At 62.8% G+C, this 26,386-nt stretch carries 26 protein-coding genes; 22 read left to right on the top strand and 4 right to left on the bottom strand.

Annotated features, from left to right (window positions below):
- Positions 1–104 precede the first annotated feature (104 nt).
- The 16 genes from EP237_RS10635 to EP237_RS10560 all read left to right on the top strand — a co-directional run bounded on the left by EP237_RS10635 (position 105) and on the right by EP237_RS10560 (position 15,968).
- Complete coding sequence (locus EP237_RS10635; RefSeq protein ID WP_127560872.1) at positions 105–506, top strand: DUF5333 domain-containing protein; 402 nt, start codon at positions 105–107, stop codon at positions 504–506.
- Between the two features lie 242 nt (positions 507–748).
- Positions 749–2,758: an NADH-quinone oxidoreductase subunit NuoG gene (nuoG, locus tag EP237_RS10630; RefSeq protein WP_127560871.1), complete on the top strand. Its 2,010-nt coding sequence runs from the start codon at positions 749–751 to the stop codon at positions 2,756–2,758.
- Positions 2,759–2,808: 50 nt separating this feature from the next.
- Positions 2,809–3,180, top strand: coding sequence for a hypothetical protein (locus EP237_RS10625; RefSeq protein ID WP_127560916.1), 372 nt, complete (start codon positions 2,809–2,811; stop codon positions 3,178–3,180).
- Between the two features lie 6 nt (positions 3,181–3,186).
- On the top strand, positions 3,187–4,224 hold the full coding sequence (nuoH, locus tag EP237_RS10620; protein WP_127560870.1) for an NADH-quinone oxidoreductase subunit NuoH: 1,038 nt from the start codon (positions 3,187–3,189) through the stop codon (positions 4,222–4,224).
- Between the two features lie 2 nt (positions 4,225–4,226).
- Complete coding sequence (gene nuoI, locus EP237_RS10615) at positions 4,227–4,721, top strand: NADH-quinone oxidoreductase subunit NuoI (protein WP_071688452.1); 495 nt, start codon at positions 4,227–4,229, stop codon at positions 4,719–4,721.
- On the top strand, positions 4,718–5,131 hold the full coding sequence (locus tag EP237_RS10610) for a carboxymuconolactone decarboxylase family protein (RefSeq protein WP_127560869.1): 414 nt from the start codon (positions 4,718–4,720) through the stop codon (positions 5,129–5,131). Before nuoI ends, EP237_RS10610 begins: the two co-directional genes overlap by 4 nt.
- Positions 5,132–5,141: 10 nt before the next feature.
- Positions 5,142–5,750 (top strand): NADH-quinone oxidoreductase subunit J, encoded by a 609-nt coding sequence (locus EP237_RS10605; RefSeq protein ID WP_127560915.1) that lies wholly within the window; start codon positions 5,142–5,144, stop codon positions 5,748–5,750.
- A 178-nt stretch (positions 5,751–5,928) separates the two neighbouring features.
- Complete coding sequence (nuoK, locus tag EP237_RS10600; protein ID WP_071688450.1) at positions 5,929–6,237, top strand: NADH-quinone oxidoreductase subunit NuoK; 309 nt, start codon at positions 5,929–5,931, stop codon at positions 6,235–6,237.
- 6 nt (positions 6,238–6,243) lie between these two features.
- The gene (gene nuoL, locus EP237_RS10595; RefSeq protein WP_127560868.1) at positions 6,244–8,424 is read left to right on the top strand and encodes an NADH-quinone oxidoreductase subunit L; all 2,181 of its coding nucleotides are present in this window, start codon (positions 6,244–6,246) and stop codon (positions 8,422–8,424) included.
- Positions 8,425–8,434: 10 nt separating this feature from the next.
- Positions 8,435–9,979, top strand: coding sequence for an NADH-quinone oxidoreductase subunit M (locus tag EP237_RS10590; RefSeq protein ID WP_127560867.1), 1,545 nt, complete (start codon positions 8,435–8,437; stop codon positions 9,977–9,979).
- 9 nt (positions 9,980–9,988) lie between these two features.
- Positions 9,989–11,425, top strand: a complete 1,437-nt coding sequence (gene nuoN, locus EP237_RS10585; RefSeq protein ID WP_127560866.1) for an NADH-quinone oxidoreductase subunit NuoN — start codon at positions 9,989–9,991, stop codon at positions 11,423–11,425.
- A gap of 3 nt (positions 11,426–11,428) precedes the next feature.
- On the top strand, positions 11,429–12,178 hold the full coding sequence (locus EP237_RS10580; protein WP_127560865.1) for a biotin--[acetyl-CoA-carboxylase] ligase: 750 nt from the start codon (positions 11,429–11,431) through the stop codon (positions 12,176–12,178).
- 19 nt (positions 12,179–12,197) lie between these two features.
- Positions 12,198–12,977, top strand: a complete 780-nt coding sequence (locus EP237_RS10575; protein WP_127560864.1) for a type III pantothenate kinase — start codon at positions 12,198–12,200, stop codon at positions 12,975–12,977.
- A complete protein-coding gene (locus EP237_RS10570) occupies positions 12,974–14,650 on the top strand; it encodes a ribonuclease J (RefSeq protein ID WP_127560863.1) in 1,677 nt (558 codons plus the stop codon). The genes EP237_RS10575 and EP237_RS10570 overlap by 4 nt, the downstream gene beginning before the upstream one ends.
- Positions 14,650–15,036, top strand: a complete 387-nt coding sequence (locus EP237_RS10565; RefSeq protein WP_127560862.1) for a hypothetical protein — start codon at positions 14,650–14,652, stop codon at positions 15,034–15,036. The genes EP237_RS10570 and EP237_RS10565 overlap by 1 nt, the downstream gene beginning before the upstream one ends.
- Positions 15,037–15,128: 92 nt before the next feature.
- Positions 15,129–15,968, top strand: a complete 840-nt coding sequence (locus EP237_RS10560) for a HalD/BesD family halogenase (protein ID WP_127560861.1) — start codon at positions 15,129–15,131, stop codon at positions 15,966–15,968.
- An 8-nt stretch (positions 15,969–15,976) separates the two neighbouring features.
- Here EP237_RS10560 and EP237_RS10555 read toward each other — a convergent pair whose 3' ends face one another.
- The 4 genes from EP237_RS10555 to EP237_RS10540 form a co-directional block, all read right to left on the bottom strand.
- Positions 15,977–17,503, bottom strand: coding sequence for a DEAD/DEAH box helicase (locus EP237_RS10555; RefSeq protein WP_127560914.1), 1,527 nt, complete (start codon positions 17,501–17,503; stop codon positions 15,977–15,979).
- Positions 17,504–17,659: 156 nt separating this feature from the next.
- Entirely contained in the window at positions 17,660–18,142 is a 483-nt protein-coding gene (locus EP237_RS10550) for a hypothetical protein (RefSeq protein WP_127560860.1), read from the bottom strand.
- Positions 18,143–18,211: 69 nt separating this feature from the next.
- Complete coding sequence (locus tag EP237_RS10545; RefSeq protein ID WP_127560913.1) at positions 18,212–19,819, bottom strand: peptide chain release factor 3; 1,608 nt, start codon at positions 19,817–19,819, stop codon at positions 18,212–18,214.
- Positions 19,820–19,995: 176 nt separating this feature from the next.
- Positions 19,996–20,994, bottom strand: a complete 999-nt coding sequence (locus EP237_RS10540) for a Hint domain-containing protein (protein ID WP_127560859.1) — start codon at positions 20,992–20,994, stop codon at positions 19,996–19,998.
- Between the two features lie 127 nt (positions 20,995–21,121).
- Here EP237_RS10540 and EP237_RS10535 point away from each other — a divergent pair, with 127 nt between their 5' ends.
- The 6 genes from EP237_RS10535 to EP237_RS10510 all read left to right on the top strand — a co-directional run bounded on the left by EP237_RS10535 (position 21,122) and on the right by EP237_RS10510 (position 26,377).
- A complete protein-coding gene (locus tag EP237_RS10535; RefSeq protein ID WP_127560858.1) occupies positions 21,122–21,901 on the top strand; it encodes an SDR family oxidoreductase in 780 nt (259 codons plus the stop codon).
- A 742-nt stretch (positions 21,902–22,643) separates the two neighbouring features.
- Positions 22,644–23,720, top strand: coding sequence for an ABC transporter ATP-binding protein (locus EP237_RS10530; protein ID WP_240661604.1), 1,077 nt, complete (start codon positions 22,644–22,646; stop codon positions 23,718–23,720).
- A gap of 143 nt (positions 23,721–23,863) precedes the next feature.
- Positions 23,864–24,088 (top strand): twin-arginine translocase TatA/TatE family subunit, encoded by a 225-nt coding sequence (locus EP237_RS10525; protein WP_071688437.1) that lies wholly within the window; start codon positions 23,864–23,866, stop codon positions 24,086–24,088.
- A 41-nt stretch (positions 24,089–24,129) separates the two neighbouring features.
- Positions 24,130–24,639 carry a Sec-independent protein translocase protein TatB gene (tatB, locus tag EP237_RS10520; protein WP_127560857.1) on the top strand — a complete coding sequence of 170 codons (510 nt, stop codon included), beginning with the start codon at positions 24,130–24,132 and terminating at the stop codon, positions 24,637–24,639.
- A complete protein-coding gene (tatC, locus tag EP237_RS10515; protein WP_127560856.1) occupies positions 24,636–25,538 on the top strand; it encodes a twin-arginine translocase subunit TatC in 903 nt (300 codons plus the stop codon). The genes tatB and tatC overlap by 4 nt, the downstream gene beginning before the upstream one ends.
- Positions 25,535–26,377 carry an ATP-binding protein gene (locus EP237_RS10510; RefSeq protein WP_127560855.1) on the top strand — a complete coding sequence of 281 codons (843 nt, stop codon included), beginning with the start codon at positions 25,535–25,537 and terminating at the stop codon, positions 26,375–26,377. Before tatC ends, EP237_RS10510 begins: the two co-directional genes overlap by 4 nt.
- Positions 26,378–26,386 lie beyond the last annotated feature (9 nt).

Genomic DNA, 26,386 nt, shown 5'->3' with positions numbered 1-26,386 from the left:
ACGGGCCGATTCACGCGGATAGCAATCGCCTGATATTGAATGTCAGACCGCAATGACCCCATTTTGGCGCAGGGTCCGACTACGCCAGCCAAGGATTTTGCCATATGTACCGATTTTTCCCCCTGTTCGTAATGTGCCTGCTTGTGGCGCAACCGGCCCGCGCCGATGATTGGGATGTGCTGCGCAATGACCCGGTGCTGAGCGAGGGGTTGGTGGCCTTTGCCATCGCACGCCACATCCATAATCGCTGCGACTCGATTTCCGCCCGGCGGTTGCGTGCGCTCGGATTCATCAACAGCCTTGTCGGGCGGGCGACCGAACTTGGCTTCACCCGCTCGGAAATCGAGGATTTCGTCTTCAACGAAGACGAGCAGCAGCGTGTGCGCGCGATTGCCGATGCGCGACTGGCCGAACGCAATGCATCGCCCGATCAACGCGAAGGCTATTGCACCGTCGGCGAAGAAGAAATCAGCGCGAACAGCCAGATCGGCCGCCTTTTGCGGTAACCTTTTCTTTCCAATTTCATGCTCCAAGCCCATGCCCGCCCACAAATGGCGGGCATGCGCGCTTTGGGCGCGGTCATATACCGTTGTATACCGGGTTATCGGCTTGAAAAATGCTGCCATCACGTTGCAAAAGCGCGCCAATCGCGGCACTAGGGTGGCACGGCAATTTTCCGCGTGAATCCGGGCGGGGCTTGCGGTAGACACGCCGCCAACCGGAGCCAAGCGACGCGCAAGGGTGAAGCATGACCGATCTACGCAAAATCATCATCGACGACAAAGAGATCGAGGTGGATCCCGCGATGACATTGATTCAGGCCTGTGAAGAGGCCGGAGTCGAGGTTCCGCGGTTCTGTTATCACGAACGCCTGTCGATCGCCGGCAATTGCCGCATGTGTCTGGTCGAAGTCGTCGGCGGCCCGCCGAAACCCGCTGCCTCCTGCGCCATGCAGGTGCGCGACCTTCGCCCCGGCCCCGAAGGCCAGCCGCCGGTGGTGAAAACCAACTCGCCCATGGTCAAGAAGGCCCGCGAAGGGGTGATGGAGTTCCTGCTGATCAACCATCCGCTGGATTGCCCGATCTGCGACCAGGGTGGCGAATGCGACCTGCAGGATCAGGCGATGGCCTATGGCGTCGATTTCAGCCGCTACCGCGAACCCAAACGCGCGAGCGAGGAACTGAACCTCGGCCCGCTCGTGTCCACCGCGATGACCCGCTGCATTTCCTGCACCCGCTGCGTGCGCTTCACGACCGAGGTCGCGGGCATCTGGCAGATGGGCCAGACCGGGCGCGGCGAGGATTCGGAAATCACCAGCTACCTCAATGAGACGCTCGATTCGAACCTTCAGGGCAATATCATCGACCTGTGCCCGGTCGGCGCGCTGACGTCGAAGCCCTATGCCTTCACCGCCCGTCCGTGGGAACTGACCAAGACCGAGACCATCGACGTGATGGACGCGCTTGGATCGAACATCCGCGTGGATACCAAGGGACGCGAAGTCATGCGCATCCTGCCGCGCAACCATGACGGCGTGAACGAGGAATGGATTTCCGACAAGACCCGGTTCATCTGGGACGGGTTGCGCCGCCAGCGTCTGGACACGCCCTATATTCGTGAAAACGGCAAGCTGCGCAAAGCCAGCTGGCCCGAGGCGCTCTCTGCTGCTGCCAGTGCCATGAAAGGCAAGAAGGTCGCGGGCCTCGTGGGCGATCTGGCCCCGGTCGAGGCGGCGTTTGCGCTGAAAGGGCTGATCGAAGGGCAGGGCGGGACTGTCGAATGCCGCACCGATGGGGCGAAACTGCCCGCCGGCAACCGCGGCGCCTATGCGGGCACCGCGATGATCGAGGATATCGACAGCGCCAAGACCATCCTGCTGATCGGCACCAACCCGCGGGATGAAGCGCCGGTTCTGAATGCGCGCATCCGCAAGGCGTGGATCAATGGCGCGCGGATCGGGCTGATCGGTCCCAAGGCGGACCTGACCTATGATTACTACCATTTCGGCGCATCGCGGAAGGCGCTGACCGATCTGGTCGCCAAGGTCGAGGCCAAGCCCGACACGATCGTGATCCTCGGTCAGGGCGCGCTGCGCGAGGCCGATGGCGAAGCGGTTCTGAGCCAGGCGCTGGCCTATGTCGAAGGCTGCGGTGCGAAGCTGATGGTGCTGCACACCGCTGCCTCCCGCGTGGGCGCGATGGATGTGGGCGCGGTGACCGAGGGCGGTCTGCCTGCGGCAATCGACGGCGCAGAGGTGATCTACAACCTCGGTGCCGATGAAGTGGACATCGCCGATGGCCCCTTTGTGATCTATCAGGGCAGCCATGGCGACCGGGGCGCGCATCGCGCCGATGTGATCCTGCCGGGCGCGGCCTATACCGAGGAACAGGGCCTCTTCGTCAACACCGAAGGTCGTCCGCAACTGGCGCTTCGCGCGGGCTTTGCGCCCGGTGAGGCCAAGGAAAACTGGGCGATCCTGCGCGCACTGTCAGCAGAACTTGGCGCGGCGCTGCCCTACGACTCGCTGGTGCAGTTGCGCAACGCGATGGTGGCCGAGGTTCCGCATCTGGCGATGATCGACGAAGTGCCGATGAACGAGATCGCACCGCTGGAATTGCGTGCACCGGCCGAGGCCGATTTCGTGCCTGCGGTGAAGGACTTCTATCTGACCAACCCGATTGCCCGCGCATCGGCCGTGATGGCCGAGCTGAGCGCGATGGCGAAGGCGCGGTCTGAGGCCGCGATTGCGGCGGAATAGGCGGGGTGCCGGGCGGCGGAACGCTCCGGCCCTTCGTGGGCGGTGGTGCCATGGTTCTGGCGCTGGCGGGCTGTACACCCGACCCGGCGGCCACGCAGGACCGGCATCCGGCGCTGTTTGAGTATCTTGGGGTCGAGACCCGGCTTCTGGATGATGATCTGGTGAATTTCCGCGTAGAGATGCGCGGTGCAAGGGGGCGAGAGGACGTGGCGGCCTATGCCGAATGTGCAGCAGCTCAGTACACGCTGATCCGGGGCTACGGATTTGCGCGACATGTCCGCACAAATGTGGACGAAGAGGCTGGCCTTTGGCACGCAGATGCGGTTTACACCGTGTCACCGGCGCTCCCCCGGGGGGTGCAGACGATAGACGCCGAAGTGGTGGTCGCCGACTGCGCCGAGCAAGGCATACCGACGGTGTGAGGACAGATGGCTGAATTCTTTACAACCACTCCCGGCATCGCGCTGATTATTATCGCGCAGTGTCTTGCAGTGATCGCATTCGTGATGATCTCGCTGCTCTTCCTGGTCTATGGCGACCGGAAGATCTGGGCGGCGGTCCAGATGCGCAAGGGCCCCAACGTGGTGGGGGTCTTCGGTCTTCTGCAATCCGTGGCGGACGCTCTGAAATACGTCATCAAGGAAGTGGTGATCCCGGCGGGCGCTGACAAGCCCGTCTTCATCCTGGCGCCTCTGACCAGCTTCGTTCTGGCGATGATTGCCTGGGCGGTGATCCCCTTCAACGATGGTTGGGTTCTGGCGGATCTGAACGTCGCCATCCTCTATGTCTTCGCTGTTTCCTCTTTGGAAGTGTACGGTGTGATCATGGGCGGATGGGCCTCGAACTCCAAGTATCCGTTCCTCGGCTCGCTCCGCTCTGCCGCGCAGATGATTTCCTACGAAGTGTCCATCGGCCTGATCATCATCGGTGTGGTGATCACCACAGGGTCGCTGAACTTCGGTGACATCGTGCGCGCGCAGGATGGGTCCTACGGCTTCTTCAGCTGGTACTGGCTGCCGCATTTCCCGATGGTGTTCCTTTTCTTCATCTCGGCCCTTGCCGAAACCAACCGCCCGCCCTTCGACCTGCCAGAGGCGGAATCGGAACTGGTGGCGGGCTACCAGGTGGAATATTCGGCCACGCCCTTCCTGCTGTTCATGGCGGGCGAATACATCGCCATCTTCCTGATGTGTGCGCTTGTCACGCTGCTGTTCTTCGGCGGTTGGCTCAGCCCCATTCCGGGCCTGCCCGATGGCGTGCTGTGGATGGTCGGCAAGATGGCCTTCTTCTTCTTCATCTTCGCCATGGTGAAGGCGATCACGCCGCGCTACCGCTATGACCAGCTGATGCGGATCGGTTGGAAAGTGTTCCTGCCGCTGTCGCTCGGTTGGGTCGTGATCGTGGCCTTCCTGGCGAAATTCGAACTCTTTGGCGGTGCCTATGCCCGCTGGATGATCGGGGGCTGATGATGACGCAGATCGACTACACCCGCGCCGCGAAATATTTCCTGCTGGCGGATTTCGTCAAAGGCTTCCAACTGGGGCTGAAGTATTTCTTCGCCCCCAAGGCCACGGTGAACTATCCGCACGAAAAGGGCCCGCTTTCGGTCCGTTTCCGGGGTGAACACGCGCTGCGCCGCTACCCCAATGGCGAAGAACGCTGCATCGCCTGCAAGCTCTGCGAGGCGATCTGCCCGGCGCAGGCCATCACCATCGACGCCGAACCGCGCGAAGACGGCAGCCGCCGGACCACCCGCTATGACATCGACATGACCAAATGCATCTATTGCGGCTTCTGCCAGGAAGCCTGCCCTGTGGATGCGATTGTCGAAGGCCCCAACTTCGAATTTGCCACCGAGACCCGTGAAGAGCTGTTCTACAACAAGGAAAAGCTTCTCGAAAACGGCGCAAGGTGGGAAGCCGAGATCGCCCGCAACCTTGAACTGGATGCCCCCTACAGATGACCAAAGCCCCGCAAAACCCCTTCGCGGCGCTGATGGCGCAGACGCAGGACATGGCCAAGGATTGGGTCAAGCAGGTCAACCCTGCGATGGCGCAATTCACTCCCCAGGGCTTTGAAAAGCTGTGGCCGACCATGCCTGCCGAGATGATGGAGGCGTTCATGGGCAAGCAGTTCAACCCCGATGGGCTGGACGCAAAGACCCGTCTGCTGCTGACGCTGCAGGGGCTGACCATTCAGGGCGCCGTGGCCGAACCGCAGATCCGTCTGACCGTGCGCCATGCGCTGGAGGCCGGGGCCACCAAACAGGAAATTGCCGAAACCATCGCACAGGCCGCCATGTTCGGCGGCGTTCCTGCCATGAACAAGGCGATGGAGCTTGCCCGTCAGGCCATCGACGGAACCGAGGAGTAACCCCATGGGTATCGCCGATTTCACCTTTTACCTTTTTGCCTGCACCACGGTGCTGGCCGGTCTGCTTGTGGTCATCAGCCGCAACCCGGTCCACTCGGTCCTGTGGCTGATCCTTGCCTTTCTCAGCACCTCGGGGCTCTTCGTCCTGATCGGGGCGGAGTTCGTCGCGATGCTGCTGGTCATCGTCTATGTGGGCGCGGTTGCGGTGCTGTTCCTGTTCGTCGTGATGATGCTGGACGTGGATTTCGCCGAGCTGAAGGCGGAAATGGCCAAGTATATCCCCATGGCGGGGTTGATCGGTGTGGTCATCCTGATGCAGCTGTCGATTGCCTTCGGGCCGTGGGCCACCGCTGAAGGGGTGGAATTGCTGGCCACGCCGAATGCCACGCCCGAGGGCGCCGCGCATAACACCGCCGCATTGGGCGCCGTAATCTATGACCAATACTTCCTGCTCTTCCAACTGGCGGGCCTGATCCTGCTGGTTGCCATGATCGGCGCCATCGTGCTGACGCTGCGCCACCGCACCGACGTCAAGCGTCAGAACGTGCTGGCCCAGATGTACCGCGATCCGGCCAAGGCGATGGAACTGAAGGATGTGAAGCCGGGGCAGGGCCTCTGATGGCCTGGTGGGGTTGGGTGGCGATTGCCGTCGCCCTTGCCGCCGCAGTTTATACGACGTCCCGCAAGCGGGGCGGAACCGACCGGAGCTGAGACCGGTCACAAAGAACTCTGGCCGCACCCGTATCGGGGCGGGCGCGATTGAATAACCAAGGGGTGATAGGCCCCGGAGGGACGAGATGAGTATCGCACTGGAACATTACCTGACGGTGGCGGCAGCGCTGTTCGTCATCGGGATTTTCGGGATCTTCCTGAACCGCAAGAACGTGATCGTCATCCTGATGTCGATCGAACTGATGCTGCTTGCGGTCAATATCAACCTCGTCGCCTTCTCCGCCTATCTGGGCGATCTCACGGGGCAGATCTTCACGCTCTTCGTGCTGACCGTCGCCGCCGCCGAGGCCGCGATTGGCCTCGCCATCCTCGTCTGCTTCTTCCGGAACCGCGGCACCATCGCCGTGGAAGACGTCAACGTTATGAAGGGCTGAGCCGACATGGAAACCTTCCTTCTCTTCCTCCCGCTCGTCGGCGCAATCATCTGCGGCTTTTCCTGGCGCCTGATCGGGGAAACGGCGGCCTGTTGGGTGGCAACCGGCGCTCTGTTCCTGTCCTGTATCCTCAGCTGGTTCGTGTTCCTGGGCTTTGATGGCGAAACCTATACGCGCGACCTGTTCACGTGGATCGCCTCGGGCACGCTGGACACCAGCTGGTCGGTGCGCATCGACCGGATGACCGCGATCATGCTGATCGTGATCACCACGGTCTCGGCGCTCGTGCATCTCTATTCCTTTGGCTACATGGCCCATGACGACCATTTCCGCGAGGGCGAGAGCTACCGCCCCCGCTTCTTCGCCTACCTGTCCTTCTTCACCTTTGCGATGCTGTCGCTGGTGACCGCCGACAACCTGCTGCAACTGTTCTTCGGGTGGGAAGGCGTGGGCGTCGCGTCCTACCTGCTGATCGGCTTCTACTTCCGTAAGCCGAGCGCGGGCGCTGCCGCGATGAAGGCCTTCATCGTCAACCGGGTGGGTGACTTTGCCTTCCTGCTTGGCATCTTCGCGATCTACAAGCTGACCGACAGCATCAACTTCTCCGTGATCCTCGCGGAAGGCCCGCATCTGGCAGAACAGACCATCAGCTTCATGGGGCGCGAGCTCAATGCAGCCAACACCATCGGCATGCTGCTCTTCATCGGGGCCATGGGGAAATCGGCGCAGCTGTTCCTGCACACCTGGCTGCCGGACGCAATGGAAGGCCCGACGCCGGTGTCGGCGCTGATCCACGCCGCGACCATGGTGACGGCGGGTGTCTTTCTGGTCTGCCGCATGTCGCCGATCATGGAATACGCGCCCTATGCCACTAATTTCATCGTGATCATCGGGGCCGCCACCGCGTTTTTCGCGGCGACCGTGGGTCTGGTGCAGAACGACATCAAGCGCGTCATCGCCTATTCGACCTGTTCGCAGCTTGGCTACATGTTTGTGGCCGCGGGCGTCGGCGTCTATTCGGTGGCGATGTTCCACCTCTTCACCCACGCCTTCTTCAAGGCGATGCTGTTCCTTGGCGCAGGCTCGGTCATTCACGCGATGCATCACGAGCAGGACATGCGCAACTATGGCGGGCTGAGGAAAAAGATCCCCTTCACCTTCGCCGCGATGATGATCGGCACGCTGGCCATCACCGGCGTCGGCATCCCGCTGACCGGCTGGATCGGCTTTGCGGGCTTCGCCTCCAAGGATGCGGTGATCGAGAGCGCCTTCGCCTTCGGCGGCGGACTGGGCACCTATGCGTTCTGGATGCTGGTCGTCGCGGCCTGCTTCACCAGCTTCTATTCCTGGCGTCTGATCTACCTGACCTTCTATGGCAAGCCGCGCGGCGACAAGCATGCGCATGAGCATGCCCATGAAAGCCCCAAGACCATGCTGATCCCGCTGGCGGTTCTGGCACTTGGCGCGGTCTTCTCCGGCGCGATCTGGTACAACCAGTTCTTCGGCCATACCGATACCGTGGGCCGCTTCTTCGGCGTGCCCTATGCAGTGGAAGGTCATGCGGATGAGGCCGGTCATGGCGAGGAAGCGATGGCCACGGATGGTCATGGTGAAGCGGCAACCGACGGGCACGGCGACAACGCTGCCCCTGCCGACAGCCACGCCACCGAGGATACCCACGCGGCCGCTGATGACGACGGCCATGGCGAGGCGCATTATGTCTTCACCGGCCACGCGGGCGAGGGCGCCATCCATATGGCCCCGGACAACACCGTGATGAATGACGCGCATAGCGTGCCGAAATGGGTCAAGCTGGCGCCCTTCGTCGCCATGGTGATCGGCTTTGTCACCGCGACGCTGTTCTACATCGTTAATCCCAAGCTGCCTGCACGCACGGCCGAGCTCTTCCAGCCCGCCTATCAGTTCCTGCTGAACAAGTGGTATTTCGACGAGATCTACAACTGGATCTTCGTCATGCCCGCCCAGTGGATCGGGCGGACCCTGTGGAAGCGCGGCGATGGCAATATCATCGACGGCGGCATCAACGGGCTGGCCATGGGGATCATCCCCTTCTTCACCCGGCTCGCGGGCCGGGCGCAGTCCGGTTACCTCTTCCACTATGCCTTCGCGATGGTCCTGGGCATCGCGGTGCTGATCACCATCGCAACCTTGAGCTTCGGGGGCTGAGAGCAGAGACATGCAAGACAATCTTCTCTCCATCGTTACCTTTCTTCCCCTGGTGGCTGCGCTCTTTGCGTTGATCCCGGACGGCAAGTCTGAAAGCGGCAAGAAGAACGCGAAATACCTGGCGCTGGCCGCGACGATCGCGACCTTCGTCATTTCGCTGTTCATCCTGGTTGAATTCGACGCTTCGAACCCCGGTTTCCAGTTGCAGGAAGAGGGCGAATGGATGCTCGGCCTGACCTATAGGGTCGGCGTTGACGGCATCTCGGTTCTCTTCGTGATGCTGACCACCTTCCTGATGCCGCTGGTCATCTGGTCGTGCTGGGAGGTGGAGCATCGCGTCAAGGAATACATGATCGCGCTTCTGGTTCTGGAAAGCCTGATGATCGGCGTCTTCGTGGCGCTGGACCTGGTTCTCTTCTACCTGTTCTTCGAGGCGGGCCTTATCCCGATGTTCCTGATCATCGGCATCTGGGGCGGCAAGAACCGCATCTATGCTGCGTTCAAGTTCTTCCTCTACACCTTCCTCGGCTCGGTGCTGATGCTGGTCGCGATGATCGCGATGTATGTGGATGCGGGCACGACGGATATTCCGACGCTGCTGACGCACCAGTTCAGCTCTGACACCATCTCGATCCTGGGCTGGCATGTCGTGGGCGGCTTGCAGACGATCCTCTGGATCGCCTTCTTCGCCAGCTTCGCGGTGAAAATGCCGATGTGGCCGGTCCATACCTGGTTGCCCGACGCGCACGTTCAGGCGCCTACGGCAGGCTCGGTCGTTCTGGCCGCGATCCTGCTGAAGATGGGCGGCTACGGCTTCCTGCGCTTCTCCCTGCCGATGTTCCCCGTCGCCTCCGACCTGATGGGCGAATTCGTGATGTGGCTGTCGGTCATTGCCATCATCTACACCTCGCTCGTTGCGATGGTGCAGGAGGACATGAAGAAGCTCATTGCCTATTCCTCCGTCGCCCATATGGGCTATGTGACCATGGGCATCTTCGCGGCAAACCAGCAAGGCATTGACGGGGCGATCTTCCAGATGATCAGCCACGGGTTTGTGTCCGGCGCGCTCTTCCTCTGCGTTGGCGTCATCTATGATCGGATGCACACCCGCGAGATTGACGCCTATGGCGGCCTCGTGAACCGGATGCCCGCCTATGCACTGGTCTTCATGCTGTTCACCATGGCCAATGTCGGCCTGCCGGGCACCAGCGGGTTTGTTGGCGAATTCCTGACGCTGATGGGCGTCTTCCAGGTCAACACCTGGATCGCGGTCTTCGCCGCGACCGGTGTGATCCTGTCAGCGGCCTATGCGCTGTGGCTGTACCGCCGGGTGGTCTTTGGCGACCTGATCAAGGAAAGCCTGAAGTCCATCACCGACATGACCCCGCGCGAACGCATGATCTTCGCGCCGCTCATCGTGATGACCCTGCTTCTGGGCGTCTACCCGAGCCTCGCCCTCGACGTGATCGGCCCTTCGGTCGAGAACCTTGTCCACCATTACGACCTGGCCGTTGGACAGACCCTGTCCGACACCGCCATCGCCGCCAGCCACTGAGGTCCCGAGATGTTTGCGTCCGATATCGCCATTCTCCTGCCCGAGATCATCCTGTCCGTCTTCGCGATGGCGGGGCTGATCGCTGCGGTCTACACCTCCAAGGACGGGATGGCCCCGGCCCTTGTCTGGATAACCGCCGCGCTTCTGGCGCTGATGGGCATCTATATCGGCCTGACGGGCGAGGGCACCCAGGTGGCCTTCGACGGCATGTTCATCAATGACGGCTTCGCGCGCTTCGCCAAGGTGGTGATCCTTCTGTCGGCGGCGGCGATTCTGCTCATCGGCAAGGATTTCATGCAGCGCGACGACTTGTTGCGGTTCGAGTATCCGGTGCTGATCGTTCTGGCGACGGTCGGCATGATGGTCATGGTGTCCTCGGGCAACCTGATGACGCTCTACATGGGGCTGGAGCTTCAATCCCTATCGCTCTACGTCGTGGCCGCCATGCGCCGGGACAGCGTCCGGTCGACGGAAGCGGGCCTGAAATACTTCGTCCTTGGGGCGCTCTCCTCGGGCATCCTGCTTTACGGTGCCTCGCTGACCTATGGGTTTGCTGGCACCGCCGATTTCGCGGGCATCGTCGCAGCGCTCGAAGGCGGGGCATCGCTCGGCCTGATCTTCGGCCTCGCCTTCATGGTCGCCGGGCTCGCCTTCAAGGTCTCCGCTGCGCCCTTCCACATGTGGACGCCGGATGTCTACGAGGGCTCGCCCACCCCGGTCACCGCCTTCTTTGCCACTGCGCCCAAGATGGCGGCCATGGCCCTCTTGGCCCGGCTCGCCCATGACGCGTTCGGCAGCGTGGTTGGCGACTGGCAGCAGATCGTTGCGCTTCTGGCGGTGCTGTCCATGTTCCTGGGTGCCATCGCCGCGATCGGCCAGACCGATATCAAGCGCCTGATGGCCTATTCCTCGATCTCTCACATGGGCTTTGCCCTGATGGGTCTGGCGGCCGGCACCGAACAGGGTGTCAGCGCCATGCTGATCTACATGGCGATCTACGTGACCATGAACGTGGGCACCTTCGCCTTCATCCTGTCGATGCAGAAGGATGGGCGCCACATCACCAATATCTCGTCGCTGAACGCCTTCTCGACCAAGGAACCGATCAAGGCCATGGCGCTGCTGGTGCTGATGTTCAGCCTTGCCGGTGTGCCGCCGATGGTGGGCTTCTTCGGCAAATACGCGGTGCTTCTGGCCGCTGTGGATGCGGGCCTGAACCTGGTCGCGATCCTGGGTGTCGTGGCCTCGGTGATCGGCGCCTTCTACTACCTGCGCATCGTCTACTTCATGTATTTCGGTGAGGAACGCGAAGGCATCGACGGCAAGATGAGCCCGCTGGCCTATGCCGGTCTGATGGCCGCCGCCGCGATCATGCTGCTTGGGGTGTTCAACCTCTTTGGTGTGGACGGTCTGGCAGAGGCTGCCGCCGCGACGCTGGTCCGCTAAGCGATGCAAGACTGGCCCGAGGGCGTCGGCCGCAGGGTTCTGCAAACGGTCGATAGCACCATGGCTGAGGGCGCGCGCATTGCGCCCTCACTGGCCGGGCCGGAATGGGTGCTGGCGCTGGACCAGACCGCAGGCCATGGCCGCAGGGGCCGGGCCTGGGCCTCGCCCAAGGGCAATTTCTTCGCCTCACTGGTGTTGCAACCGAAGGAAGCCCCCAATCAGGTGGCGCTGCGCAGCTTCGTGGCCGCACTTGCCCTGCGCGATGCCTTCGTGGCGGCGACAGGCCGGGCGGAGGCGTTCAAGCTCAAATGGCCCAATGACGTGCTGCTGAATGGCGGAAAGGTCGCGGGTATCCTTCTGGAAAGCGTCGGTGCGGGGCAGGGGGTGATGCATCTGATCATCGGGATCGGCGTGAACCTTGTGGCCGCCCCCGGGGCCGATCAGGTGGAAGAGGGCGCGGTGCCGCCTGTCAGCCTGCTGTCGGAAACCGGCATTCGTGTCAGCCCGCAGGCGTTCCTCGACCTGCTGGCCGTCGCCTATGCCCGGTATGAGCAACAATTCACCACCTATGGATTTGCCCCCATCCGCGCTGCCTGGTTGCAGGAAGCCGCGCGCTTGGGCGAGACCATCACCGCCCGTACCTCCGCCGAGACCATGATAGGGCGCTTTGAGACCATCGACGACACCGGTAACCTGATCCTGACCACCGCCAAGGGGCAGCGGGCGATTCCGGCTGCCGACATTTTCTTCTGACCACGAGGGGGCGACGCCCATGCTTCTGGCCATCGACACCGGCAACACCAACACGGTTTTTTCCATCTGGGACGGACGACAGATCGTCGCCACCTTCCGCACCACGACGGAACATCAGCGCACGGCGGACCAGTATTTCGTCTGGCTGTCGACCCTGATGGCGCACAAGAAACTGGATGTAACGATCACCGATTGCATCATTTCGTCCACCGTGCCGCGCGTGGTGTTCAACCTGCGCGTCCTGTGCGACCGCTATTTCGACTGCCGCCCGCTGGTGGTGGGCAAGCCCGATTGCCTGTTGCCGATGGCCCCGCGCGTCGATGCGGGTACGCAGGTGGGGCCCGACAGGCTGGTCAATACCGCCGCGGCCTTCGACCGGCATGGGGGCGACCTGATCGTTGTCGATTTCGGCACCGCCACCACCTTTGACGTGGTCGCCAATGACGGGGCCTATGTGGGCGGGGTCATTGCCCCCGGCGTGAACCTGAGCCTTGAGGCGCTGCACCACGCCGCCGCTGCACTGCCCCATGTGGACGTGACCAAGCCGCAGAGCGTCATCGGCACCAACACCGTGGCCTGTATGCAATCGGGCATTTTCTGGGGCTATGTGGGCCTTGTGCGCGGCATCTGTGACCGGATTTGCGCGGAATACGAGAAACCCATGCGGATCATCGGCACCGGCGGGCTTGCGCCATTGTTCTCTCAGGGGGATGTGCTATTTGACCTGATCGAAGACGACCTGACGATCCACGGGCTGACCGTGATCCACAAATACAACAAGGATAACGGGCAAATATGACCTCCTCCCCTCGACTGATCTACCTTCCCCTCGGCGGCGCGGGGGAGATCGGGATGAACTGCTACCTCTATGGCTATGGGCCGCAGGGGGATGAGCGCTTCATCCTCGTCGATCTGGGCGTCAGCTTTCCCGATATGGATGGCACCCCCGGGGTGGATCTGATCCTGCCCGATATCGCCTGGATCGCGGAGCGTGCGGACCGGCTAGATGCCATCTTCATCACACATGCCCACGAAGACCATGTCGGTGCGCTTGGTCATCTTTATCGCCATTTCCGCAAGGTGCCGGTCTTTGCGCGGCCCTTCACCGCCGCCATCGCCACCCGCAAGATGGAAGAGGCGGGGCAGGATCCGGCCATGGTGCAGGTTGCCCCGGTCTGGCCGGAAACCGTGACTGCCGGTCCCTTCACCGTGGGCTTCGCGCCCACTTCGCATTCCATCCCCGAGGCCTCCGCGCTTGTCATCGACAGCCCCGAGGGCCGTGTCGTGCATTCGGGCGACTTCAAGATCGACCCTGATCCGCGCGTGGGAGAGCCCTTTGACCCCGCGATGTGGGAAGAGATCGGCAAGACCGGCGTCCGGGCACTGATCTGCGATTCCACCAACGTGTTCTCGCGCCATGCGGGCCGCAGCGAAAGCGACCTGCCGGAACCGATCACGAAACTCGTGGCCGACGCGCGCGGGATGGTCGTGGCGACGACCTTCGCCTCCAACATCGCGCGGGTGAAGACCCTGGCCGAGGCGGGCCGTGCCGCTGGCCGGTCTGTCTGCCTGATGGGCCGGGCGATGAAGCGGATGGTGAGTGTGGCGGTGGAAACAGGTGTGCTGACCGACTTCCCCTCGACCATCAGCCCCGAGGAGGCCACGCAGGTGCCGCGTGAAAACCTGATGCTGATCGTGACCGGCAGCCAGGGCGAACGGCGGGCGGCGTCGGCGGCCTTGTCACGCGGCAAGTATCTGGGGCATGAACTGAAGGAGGGCGACACGTTCCTCTTCTCCTCCAAGACCATTCCGGGCAACGAGGTCTCGGTCGGGCGCATCCAGAATGCGCTGTCTGAAATCGGCGTCGATATTGTCGATGAACAATCCGGGTTCTACCACGTCTCGGGCCACGCCAACCGGCCCGATCTGGAACGGATGCACGGGCTGCTGAAGCCGCAAATCCTTGTGCCCAACCACGGCGAACATCGCCACCTGCGCGAACACTGCAAGGTGGGCGCTGCGGGCGGCATGACCCCGGTTCTGGCGCCCAATGGGTCCATGGTGGAACTGTCGGGCAACAAACCCGGCATCGTCGAACATGTGGATGTGAGCCGCGCCTATCTCGACGGCTCTCGCGTGATCGGAGCGCTTGATGGCGTGGTGCGTGACCGGATGAAACTGGCGCTCAACGGTCTGGTGATCGTCGCGCTGATCATCGACGAGGAAGACGAGCCGCTGGAGGATTGCTGGGTCGAACTGCGGGGCTTGCCCGAGATGGTGGGCAACGAAAGCCTGTCGGAGATGATCGAGGACCAATTGGCCGAGATGTTCCCGCGCCTGACCCACAAGATGGTGATGCATGACGACAAGCTGCAGGACGAGGTGAAACGCGTCGTCCGGCAGGTCTGCGTGTCCGAGATCGGGCGCAAGCCCGAGGTCACGACCATCATTTCGCGGCTGATGGCGGGCTGATGGCCCTCAGGGTGGAGCACCTTCCCGGCCTGTCCGGGTGGGCGCCCGCCCTGCTGCATGAAACCGCAAACAGCTGGCTCAGCCTGCCGGTGGCCAGCGGCCATGCGGAGTTTTCCATTCGCTTGCCCCTGACCGAACCCGACGTCGCGGCCCTGCGTGCCGACCCGGCGCGCGCCTGGATCATCTTCGGGGCGCTTCACGCACGGCTGCAAACGCTCGGTCCCCGCGTGGGGCAGAGCCTCGCGCCGGACATTGCCGCGGCCATGCTGCCCCGTATTCTCGGGGCCGAGGACCTTGGCCGTCTCTGCGCCGAACTGCGCGCGGAGGTGCCGGATTTCGACAATGCCATCGCCCAGGCGTCCGGCCACGGCTACCATGCGCCCTGACGGCGGGAACGCGACCTTCTGCCGGTCGGAAAAGCGTTAGACCGCGCGCTGTCCCCGGCGTTTCCTGACCGAAACGGCTACGGGAGGACGCCATGTGGACTGCAGATGATCTGATCGACCGGGAACGCTATCCGATCCACGAGGATGGCCCGGCCCGCGATGCGGTGCTGGCCAAGGTGCGCGCCGATCTTGCGCAGGACGGTTGCGCGGTCATCAAGGGGTTCCTGACGCCTGCGGGCGTGGCGGCCCTGGCGGAAGAGGCCGAAGGCGTCGCTGACAAGGGCCACCGCAGCTACAACCGCACCAATGCCTATTTCACCGCCGATGACCCGAGCCTGCCCGAGGATGATCCGCGCCGGCAGTTCTTCGATCGGTCCAATGCCTTCATCCCGGCGGATAATTTCGCCAAGACCGGGTCGTTGCGCACCATCCATGACAGCGCGGGGTTTGACGATTTCATCCGCGACTGCCTGCAGGAAACCCGGTTTTATCGCTATGCCGATCCGCTTGCTGATGTGATCGTGAACGCGGCGGGCGAGGGCAACGGCTTCCCCTGGCATTTTGACACCAACAATTTCACCGTGACGCTGGCCATCCAGAATGCCGAGGCAGGCGGGGCCTTTGAATACGCCCCGATGATCCGCGAGACGGATGAGAATTTCGACGAGGTGTCCCGCGTGCTGGACGGCACGTCAGACCGGGTGACGGTGCTGAACCTCGAACCCGGTGACCTGCAACTGTTCAAGGGGCGCTATTCCCTGCACCGGGTCGCGCCGCTGAAGGGCCATCGCCCACGCTATGTGGCGATCTTTTCCTATGTGGATCAGCCCGACATGGTGGGCGCGCCGGAACGCACCCGCCAGCTCTATGGCCGTACCCTGCCCATCCATCACGAACGGGCCGGGCAGCGCGGGGATGCGTTGATCGACTGAGAGGCGCCTCAGGCGGCGGATTCGCTTTCGTCGCCGTCATTGTCGTCGGCGCTGTCTTGTGGGGTCTCAGTGGACCTTGCAGGGCCTCCGCGACGCTCGTCGAAGCTGAGCGCGATGAAGTCGGGCATGTGGTCGCCCATGCCGACGACCTGATTGCCGCCGCGCCGACCACCGCCGCCGGACCGCTGCCGGGGCTCGGGAGTGCGGCGCGGTTCGCTGCGCTCTGGTTTCGGTGCGGGTTCTGCCTGCGCCTCTTCCACGGGCTGCTCCTTGGCCACGTCGTCGGCCTTGCGGCTGCGGGGCCGGCTGCGGCTGCGCTTGGGCTTGTCATCCTCCGCCGTCTCTTCCCTGGACGTTCTTTGGCGGCTGGCAGCGCCCGCTTCGGGTTGCCAGGGCGCTTCGACACGGGGAACGGGCTGGCCGATCAGCGTTTCGATGGCATTGAGCAGCTTGTCGTCGGATGGCACGGCCATCATGATCGTGGTGCCCTTGCGGCCCGCGCGGCCGGTACGGCCAATCCGGTGGACGTAGTCCTCTGCATGGCCGGGGACGTCGTAGTTCAGCACATGGCTGACATTGGGGATGTCGAGGCCACGGGCCGCCACATCGGAGGCCACAAGAAACTTGATCGAGCCATCGCGGAACCCGTCCAGCGTGCGTGTCCGGTGCGACTGGTCCAGGTCGCCATGAATGGGCTCGGCGTTATAGCCATGCTTTTTCAGCGACTTGGCGACGATATCCACATCGACCTTGCGATTGCAGAAGATGATCGCGTTGGTGCAGGCTTCGCCTTCGCCATTGATGATGGCGCGCAGCATCTCGCGTTTCTGCTTGGCGGTCTGGTCGCGGCGGGTGGGTTTGAACTCCACCAGTTTCTGGGTGATCGTGTCCGAGGTCGTGGACTGGCGCGCGACCTCAATTCGGGCCGGGCCGGACAGGAACGTATTGGTGATCCGCTCGATCTCGGGCGCCATGGTGGCCGAGAAGAACAGGGTCTGCCGGGTGAAGGGCGTCAGGCCGAAGATGCGTTCGATATCGGGGATGAAACCCATGTCGAGCATCCGGTCGGCCTCGTCGACCACCATCACTTTCACATCCGACAAGATCAGCTTGCCACGCTCGAAATGGTCGAGCAGGCGGCCGGGCGTGGCGATCAGTACGTCGACGCCCTTGTCGATCAGCTGGTCCTGTTCCTTGAAGCTGACACCGCCAATGAGCAGCGCCTTGGTCAGCTTTACATATTTGGCATAGGTGTCGAAGTTTTCGGCCACCTGAGCGGCCAGTTCGCGCGTGGGGCACAGCACCAGGCTGCGCGGCATCCGGGCGCGGGCGCGGCCACGGGCCAGCGCAGTGATCATCGGCAGGGTAAAACTGGCCGTCTTGCCGGTGCCGGTCTGCGCGATCCCCAACACGTCGCGGCCTTCGAGGGCGGGGGGGATGGCGCCCGCCTGAATCGGGGTGGGCTCGGTATAGCCTGCCTCTTCAACGGCCTTGAGAACCTTGGGATTAAGGTTGAGATCAGAGAATTTCGTCATATGCGTCCAGTCTGGCGGGGTCATTTGCCCGCGTCATGTGAATGGAGCGCATCTGCCACATCGCGCTCCGCGGTTCGGACATCGCGCGTGTCGCGATGCTGCGAATGCACATAAAACAAAACGCGGAAATGGTCAAATCCAAGCCGATTCGCGGGATTATGGCGTGTCCGATTGTTGCGAACGGGTCGTCATATCGCGGAACAACGCGGCCGGGGCGTGGATCCTGATGCGGCCATACGGGCCGAGAAGCTGTGCGCTGAACCCTTCGCGCGTGGCACGCTCGATTATGCCGGGACCAAGCGCGATGAAGCCGAGCGCGTCGTTTCGGCAATGCCCGTGTGTGCAGCCGAGCCGGTGATCGAGCCGCCGAAAGGGCAGTTCGCGGCCCGAGTGATACGCCTCGGAAATGCGCAATCGGTGCACCCCGTTGCGCCTGTGGCTGATCACCAATGCCCGAACCGGCGCATCGCTGTCATCGGTCAGCGCGACCACATGACCATAAAGGACATGGTGCGGGTGGTCCGAAATCACGACCTGTTGGGAGTATGTACCGGTAATCCCTGTGACTGGTGACGCGAACTCGCCGCCCGCGGATACGCAGGCGGCGAGGCCCACGCAAATCACTAGATACCGGTACATCCGGCCAAGATGCGCATCAAAAGGTAAACAGAAGATTAACAGGGGTTTAGCGGTTACTCTTCACCCCAGTCAGACCATCATTTCCTTTGTCGCGGTCAGCTTCACATCCGGGTAGTCACGGGCCACGCGGTCGATGTCCCATTGCAGGCGGGTCAGGAAGACCGGGTCGCCATCATTGTCCGTCGCCATGTGCTGCTTGTTGGCGGCGGCGAATTTCTCCACCGCCGGGCGGTCGCCCTGCACCCACCGGGCCGAGGTGAACTGGCTGGCCTCGAACCGTACCGGCAGCCCGTATTCCAGCTCGATCCGGCTGGCCAGCACTTCGAATTGCAGCGCCCCCACGACGCCGACGATGAAGCCCGATCCGAAGGTCGGTTTGAAGACCTTTGCGGCCCCTTCTTCGGCGAACTGCATCAGCGCCTTGTCCAGATGCTTGGCCTTCAGCGGGTCGCCCGCGCGGCAGGTCTGCAGCAGTTCCGGCGCGAAAGAGGGGATGCCGGTGAAGCGCAGGGCCTCGCCCTCGGTCAGCGCGTCCCCGATTCGCAGCTGTCCATGGTTGGGGATGCCGATGATGTCGCCCGCCCAGGCCTCCTCCGCCAGTTCCCGGTCGCTTGCCAGGAACAGAACCGGGCTGGAAATGGCCATCGGTTTCTTGGACCGCACATGGGTCATCTTCATGCCACGCTGGAAATGGCCCGAGGCAAGCCGCACGAAGGCCACCCGGTCGCGGTGCTTGGGGTCCATATTGGCCTGCACCTTGAAGACGAAACCGGTGACCTTCTTTTCCTCCGGCGCGACTTCGCGCGGGGTGGCGGTCTGGACCTGGGGTTCGGGGCCGTAGCCCGCGATACCGTCCATCAGCTCCTTGACGCCGAAGCTGTTGATGGCCGAGCCGAACCAGATGGGCGTCAGGTGGCCTTCAAGGAAGCTCTGCTTGTCCAGCGGTGGCAGCAGCTCGCGCGCCATCTCCACCTCTTCGCGCAGCTTGTCCAGCAGGTCGGCGGGGATGTGTTCTTCCAGCAGCGGATCGTCCAGCCCCTCGATCTTGATCGACTCCGCCACCTTGTTGCGGTCGGCGCGGTCCATCAGCTCCAGCCGGTCACGCAGCAGATCGTAGCAGCCGAGGAAATCGCGACCCATGCCAATCGGCCAGCTGGCGGGGGTCACGTCGATCGCCAGGTTTTCCTGGATCTCGTCAATGATATCAAAGACGTCGCGGCTTTCACGGTCCATCTTGTTGCAGAAGGTCAGGATCGGCAGGTCTCGCAGGCGGCAGACCTCGAACAGTTTCTGGGTCTGGCTTTCCACACCCTTCGCCCCGTCGATCACCATGATCGCGGCGTCAACGGCGGTGAGGGTCCGGTAGGTGTCCTCGGAAAAGTCCGAGTGACCGGGCGTGTCCACAAGGTTGAAGCGGTATTTGCCGTAGTCAAAGGACATGGCCGAGGCCGAGACCGAAATGCCCCGGTCCTTTTCCATCTGCATGAAGTCCGACCGCGTCCGCCGCGCCTCGCCCTTGGCGCGCACCTGCCCGGCCATCTGGATGGCACCCCCGTAAAGGAGGAATTTTTCCGTCAACGTGGTCTTGCCCGCGTCGGGATGCGAGATGATCGCAAAGGTCCGGCGGCGGGCGATTTCGGGCGGAAGCTCGGGGCGGTTCGTGGGCGTGTCCAGCATGGCCGCGCGTATAGGCGCAGCCATGAGGATTGGCAAGGAAATCCGGGGGATCAGGCCGGGTGCCCTCGGGTGTTGTCCGTCGTGATCACAGGTCTTTGGCAGGCGGACGTGACGCCAGGGCCTTGTCCACCCACAGGCAACGCCACCCGATAAAGGCACACGGCCACCGGACCATCCTAATCCGTCTGTCCGCGGCTGGCCCGGGTCAGGCGTTCGGCGGGGTCCCCGGCCTCTGTCAGGGCCTTGTCATCGACCTCGATATCGGCCGCCAGCAGGCGGTCGGCATCGGTCTGTTCAATCTCCACATCGTCGGGCAGGGCGGCGCGGGTCTGGGGGGTGACCAGCAGGCTTTCGACCGCCACTCCTTCGGCATAGATGATCTCATGCGCGCCGAAGAGGATCTGGTAGCTTTCGATGAAGCCCCCTTCTTCGCGCCGCACCGTGTCGCCATTGACCAGATGCGCGGCCTTGACCAGCACCTCGGCCCGCCCCGTCCCAAGTTCATCGCTGCGCTGCCAGATGAACAGCCGGTGATGCGGGAACAGCCGCAGGTCATTGGCGGTGTTGAGCGTGCCTTCGCGGATTCGGATCGGGGCCAACGCGCCGGTGGCCCGCTGCACCTGCTGGCCGATCCAGCGAATCTCCTGCGGGCCGTGATCTCGGGTCAGCAGCCGGTCGCCCGCCTGCAATTCCTCCACCGGCACCTGCCGCCCGTTGGCCATCGTCAACCGCGTCCCCGCGATGAAACTGACGCTGGCGATATCGGCCAGCCGCTGCGCGGTCAATGCGGGTTCCGAGGCGACAAGCTCGTATTCCCCGCGCGGGGTCATCGGGGCCAGTGGCAGGAAATGGCGGGCGGTGTCTTCGTCGCCGGTCACGGTCAGGATCAGCAGTTCTACGAAGGTGCCTTCCGGGGCCATCATGCTGTGGCAGACCTCCAGCAGAACCTTGTCGCCGGGTTGCCCGACCTCGGTGCCGTCGGCCACTTCGGTGCCCTCCGGCCCGTCCCAGATCGCCAGAGCCCGTGGCTGCGCGTCACGGGACAGCCGATAGCTGTCACCGGCCACGACGTCCTGCAGGCCACCAATCGGATCGCCCTCATTGGCCCCCCAATGCACGATCAGGTCGCTGGCGGTATAGGTGGGAAAGCTGAACTGGGCGGTACGACGGGACATCACGAATTCCTTTGCGCCTTGGCTAGTCCCGAGGGGGGCGAACCGTCAAGCGGTCAGAAGGTGGCAGGGCTGGCAACAGCATGGTAAGGCACTGGTTAACGAAACATGAACGACGGGGAAGAGGATCATGGATCTGGGAATTTCTGGCAAGCGCGCATTGGTCTGCGCCTCGTCCAAGGGGCTTGGACGAGGCTGTGCCGAGATGCTGGCGGCTAATGGCGTCAACCTGGTGATGAACGCGCGCGGGGCCGAGGCGCTGGAAAAGGCGGCTGAGGATATTCGCGCAGCCCATGGGGTGGAGGTGATCGCCATCGCCGCTGACATCACCACCGAAGAGGGCCGCGCCAAGGTGCTGGCAGCTGCCGGTGACGTCGATATTCTCGTCAACAACGCAGGCGGTCCGCCGCCGGGCAGCTGGCAGGACTGGGAGCGTGAGGATTTCATCAAGGCGCTCGACGCCAACATGCTGACCCCGATTGCCCTGATGAAGGCGCTGATGCCGGGGATGATGGCGCGCGGATGGGGCAGGGTGGTGAACATCACCTCCCAATCCGTGAAGGCTCCGATCGCGGTTCTGGGCCTGTCGAACTCGGCCCGCGCCGGGCTGACCGGCTATGTTGCGGGGACGTCCCGGCAGGTGGCCGGCAAAGGCGTGATCATCAACAACCTTCTACCGGGCATCCATGCGACCGACCGGGCCGTATCGCTCGATACGGCGGCCGCCGCGCAGAATGGCATCACGCTGGAAGAGGCCATGGACCGCCGCGCCGCGACGATCCCGGCCGGGCGCTATGGCACGGCAGAGGAGTTCGGGGCCACCTGCGCATTCCTGTGCTCTCAATACGCAGGCTATATGGTCGGTCAGAACATCCTTCTGGACGGCGGTTCGACGAATGCGACGCTGTAGAGGCGTCTAATTCGACGACTCTGGACAGCGGCGGATGTGAGAGTCCGCTCATAACATCCTGACTCCAAACAAGACTCACTCGTGTCTGCGAGACGGGTGGGCTTGTCTTTCCCGATCAGATCAATGCGGTGATCCCCCCAAGGCGCCAGGGGCTGCCTTGGGGGGCCTTCCGGTATGTGTAAAATTGACTCAAATTAGTGCCAAAAGGTGAGCTGAAGCCATGAGATCAGGTTTCAGGACATGCCATAGCAGTCAAACCGTCGTAAAATGGATTCCAGATTCACGGACTCCAGCAGCGAAATCGAAGCCAACTTACGCAAGAAGATTCCAGAATCGCGATATTCTGCACTGGATGGGGTGATTTTGTAGCCTGTCGCCGTCCAAGAATCTGAGATCAGAAAGTTTTTTTGATCATAAAGGGGATTCTCTGGGTGAAATCCATGAAATCCGAACCACTCAGCTGCTCTGGTCGGTCTTCAAGCGCCAGCAGGACCTCGCCGCGCAGAAAGAGAGGACTGGGTGCCGCTTCACTACATTGATTTCCTGTGGATAACCCTGTGCATTGTTTGGATTCAGTTCTGGATTCCATGATGATACACAAGAAAGCTGAAACAGCACCTTAACACCTCTTGCAGCACAGATTCCTGGACAAGGCGTCAACATGCCCGGATGACAGGAGCTTGAAACATGCGTGCGGGGCTGATAGCTGCGAAATCCGAGACAATTGATCGGATTTGCGCCCGTGCAACAGCCCCCCAGACTGGCCGTTCAGAACCTGTCCTGTGATTTCGCGGGGCGGACGGTCTTGCGGGATGTCTCTTTGCAAGTGGCGCCGGGTGAAGTCATGTGCCTGCTCGGGCCGTCAGGTTGCGGCAAGACGACAACGCTCCGGGTCATTGCCGGGATCGAACGGCAGAGCTCTGGCAGCGTTTCCGTCGATGGACGGGTACTCGCGGATGGCGCTTTGCACCTGCCGCCAGAGGCGCGGGGGGTTGGGCTGATCTTTCAGGACTTCGCGCTCTTCCCGCATCTCAGCGTGGCGCAGAACATCGCTTTCGGCCTGACCGGCACGAAAACCGACAAGGCCAAGCGGGTCGAGGAGCTGTTGACCCGTGTCGATCTGAAAGGCTACGGCGACAAGGCCCCGCATATGTTGTCGGGAGGCGAGCAGCAGCGCGTTGCCCTGGCCCGCGCCCTCGCCCCGCGTCCTGGTGTGATGCTGATGGACGAGCCCTTTTCCGGCCTCGACAACCGGCTGCGCGATGGCATCCGTGACGAAACGCTGGAACTCCTGAAAGAGGAAGGCACGGCCGTGGTTCTGGTCACCCACGAGCCGGAAGAGGCGATGCGCATGGCCGACCAGATCGCGCTGATGCGCGGCGGGCGGATCGTGCAGCAGGGCGCCCCCTACAATATCTACAACGCCCCCTGCGACCGCGACGCGGCGGCGTTTTTCTCTGACATCAACGTGATCAACGGCACCGTTCAGGGCGCCCTGACCGACACTGCCTTCGGCCAGTTCCTCGCCCCCGGTCACCCTGATGGCACCGAGGTCGAGATCATCTTCCGCCCGCAACACGTCAAGATCGACTTCGACCGGGGCGGGCGCGGCCCGAATCCGACGCCGCTCGATGGGGCGCCCGCGCGCGGGGTGGTGGAGCGGGCCCGCTTCATGGGTCATGAAAGCCTTGTGGAATTCCGCATGGATTTCAACAACCAGATCCTCAAGGCGACCGTCCCCGCGGTGTTCCTGCCCAAGCCCGGAATGGCTCTATGGCTGACCATCCGGCGCGACCGCTGCTTCGTTTTTTCCAAGTGAAGACAGTCCCGGTCGAAAAAATCGGCCGTTTTCTGCCTGCATGCGTCAGATTGGGGCTTTGATCCCGCCAGTAGAATCCATACGTATAGACGGTGAAACTCACGGAGGTGGCCGAGACGCCGCCCCGGACAAGGGAGACTGACATGCTCAACAATATTGGCCTGCCGGGCCTTCTGCTTATTGCGGTTGTTGTCCTCGTGCTGTTCGGCCGGGGCAAGATCGCAGGCCTCATGGGCGAAGTGGGCAAGGGTATTACCGCATTCAAGCGCGGCGTCCGCGACGGCACCGAGGAAATCGAGAACGCGGCCAATGAAGATGGCGAAGCGGCCCGCGACGTGACCCCCGAACGTGATCGTGAAAACGCCTGATCCCCGGCGTGGGGTCGGCATAGCCGGGCTGAGGGGCTGCCATGTTTGACATCGGCATGTGGGAACTGATGGTCGTGGGCATCGTGGCGTTGATCGTCGTGGGGCCCAAGGACCTGCCCAAGATGTTCCGGACGCTCGGTCAGGTGACCGGGCGGATCAAGGCCATGGCGCGAGAGTTCCAGACCACGATGAACGCGGCCGCCAGCGAAACGGGCCTCGATGAGCTTTCGAAGGATCTCAAGAAGGCGACCGACATCACCCGCGACCTGCGCAACGTGACCAGCCCGCGCAAGATGGGGATGGAGGCCATGAAGAGGGCCACGTCCTCTGCTCTGACCGGGGATGACGAGGCGGAGGCCGACCGGCCCCTGTCCGAAACCGAGAAACTGGCGCAGCAGCGTCACAAGGAAGCGGAACAGCGCGTGGCCGCCGCCAAGGACCGGGTCGCGGCTCGGACCAACGGAACCGCGGAAGCCGCTCAGGATCCGGCTGCCGTCGCCGAAGATGACCTGCCGCCGCGAGAGCCCCGTACCGGAACCGCCGACACATGAAAAAAGACGAGATCGAAGACAGCTCCGCCCCGCTGATCGAGCATCTGGCAGAGCTTCGGACCCGGCTGATCTGGTCGGTGCTGGCCTTCGTCATCGCCATGGTGGCTTGCTTCACCGTGGCGGAACCGATCCTGGAGTTTCTGTTCCAGCCCATTCGCACCATCCTGCTGGAGCGGGGCGAAGACCCGCGACTGATCTTCACGGCCCCACAGGAAAAGTTCTTTACCCTGATCCGCGTGTCCGTGGTGGTCGGGTTTGGTCTGGCCTTCCCGGTGATCGCCTACCAGATGTGGCGCTTCGTGGCGCCGGGGCTCTACAAGACGGAAAAGAATGCGTTTCTTCCGTTTCTGATTGCCTCACCCCTGCTGTTCCTCGCAGGCGCGTCCTTTGCCCATTTCGTGGTGACGCCGCTGGCGATGCGGTTCTTCATCGGCTTCTCTGACGTGATTCCGGCGCTGACCTCGCTGATCACGGGCATGGAGGCTGGGGTCGAACCCGGCACGAACGAGGAATTGCAGACCATCTTCCTCGGCTCGGTCAAGGAATCGCTGGATCTGGAGCTGAAGTTCATCTTCGCCTTCGGCATCTGTTTCCAGCTGCCCGTTCTGCTGACCCTGATGGGCAAGGCCGGGCTGGTCTCGGCCGAGGGCCTTGGAAACGTTCGGAAATACGCCGTTGTGGGCATTCTGGTGCTGGCCGCCCTTGTGACGCCGCCCGATGTCATCACGCAGCTGATCCTGTTCGTCGTGGTCTATGGGCTGTACGAGATCTCGATCCAACTGGTGAAGCTGGTGGAACGCAAGCGCGAGAAGGACCTGCGGGCCGAGGGGCTTTGGGTGGACGACGAAGAGGATGCCGAGTCCGCTACAGAGACCGAGGCCGAGGACAACGCGAAATGAGCGATGACGGCGACCTGAAACGGATCGCCGAGGCGCTGGAACGCCTGCGTCCAGCGCCCGCTGCGGCCCCGGACTGGAAGGCAGCCTCGGCCTTTGTCTGGCATGCGGATCCCGACCGCTTGGATCCGGTCGAGCAGGTCAATCGCGTGGACCTGTCGCTGCTTCTGGGCATCAACCGGGCGCGCGATATCCTGATGGAAAACACCCGCCAGTTTGCGCAGGGCCTTCCAGCCAACAACGCCCTTCTCTGGGGCTCTCGCGGGATGGGAAAATCCTCTCTCGTCAAAGCGGTGCACGGCGCGCTTGAAGCGCATTTCCCGGAGCTGAAACTGGTCGAGGTTCAGCGCGAAGATCTGCCCTCCATCGGGCGGCTTTTGGCCATCCTGCGCAGGGCACCGGTGCGAATTATTCTCTATTGCGACGATCTCAGCTTCAGCCATGACGACCAGCACTACAAATCACTGAAAGCGGTGCTGGATGGCGGGGTCGAGGGGCGGCCCGACAATGTGATCTTCTACGCCACGTCCAACCGCCGCCACCTGATGCCCCGCGACATGATCGAGAATGAACGCTCCAGCGCCATCAACCCGTCCGAGGCGGTGGAAGAAAAGGTGTCGCTGTCGGATCGGTTCGGTCTGTGGCTTGGCTTCCACCCCTGCGATCAGGATGCCTATCTGGCAATGATCCGGGGCTATTGCGACGCTTATGGGGTGGAGATCGACGACGACACATTGCGCGCCGAGGCCATCGAATGGCAGGCCACGCGCGGCGCGCGGTCTGGCCGGGTGGCCTGGCAGTATTTCACCGATCTCGCCGGGCGTCGGGGCGTGAAGATCTGACGCCAACTG

This window comes from Nioella ostreopsis (assembly GCF_004000255.1).
Classification (GTDB): Bacteria; Pseudomonadota; Alphaproteobacteria; order Rhodobacterales; family Rhodobacteraceae; genus Nioella; species Nioella ostreopsis.
The sequence above is the reverse complement of the archived record's forward strand: the minus strand, read 5'-3'. Positions and strand labels throughout refer to the sequence as shown.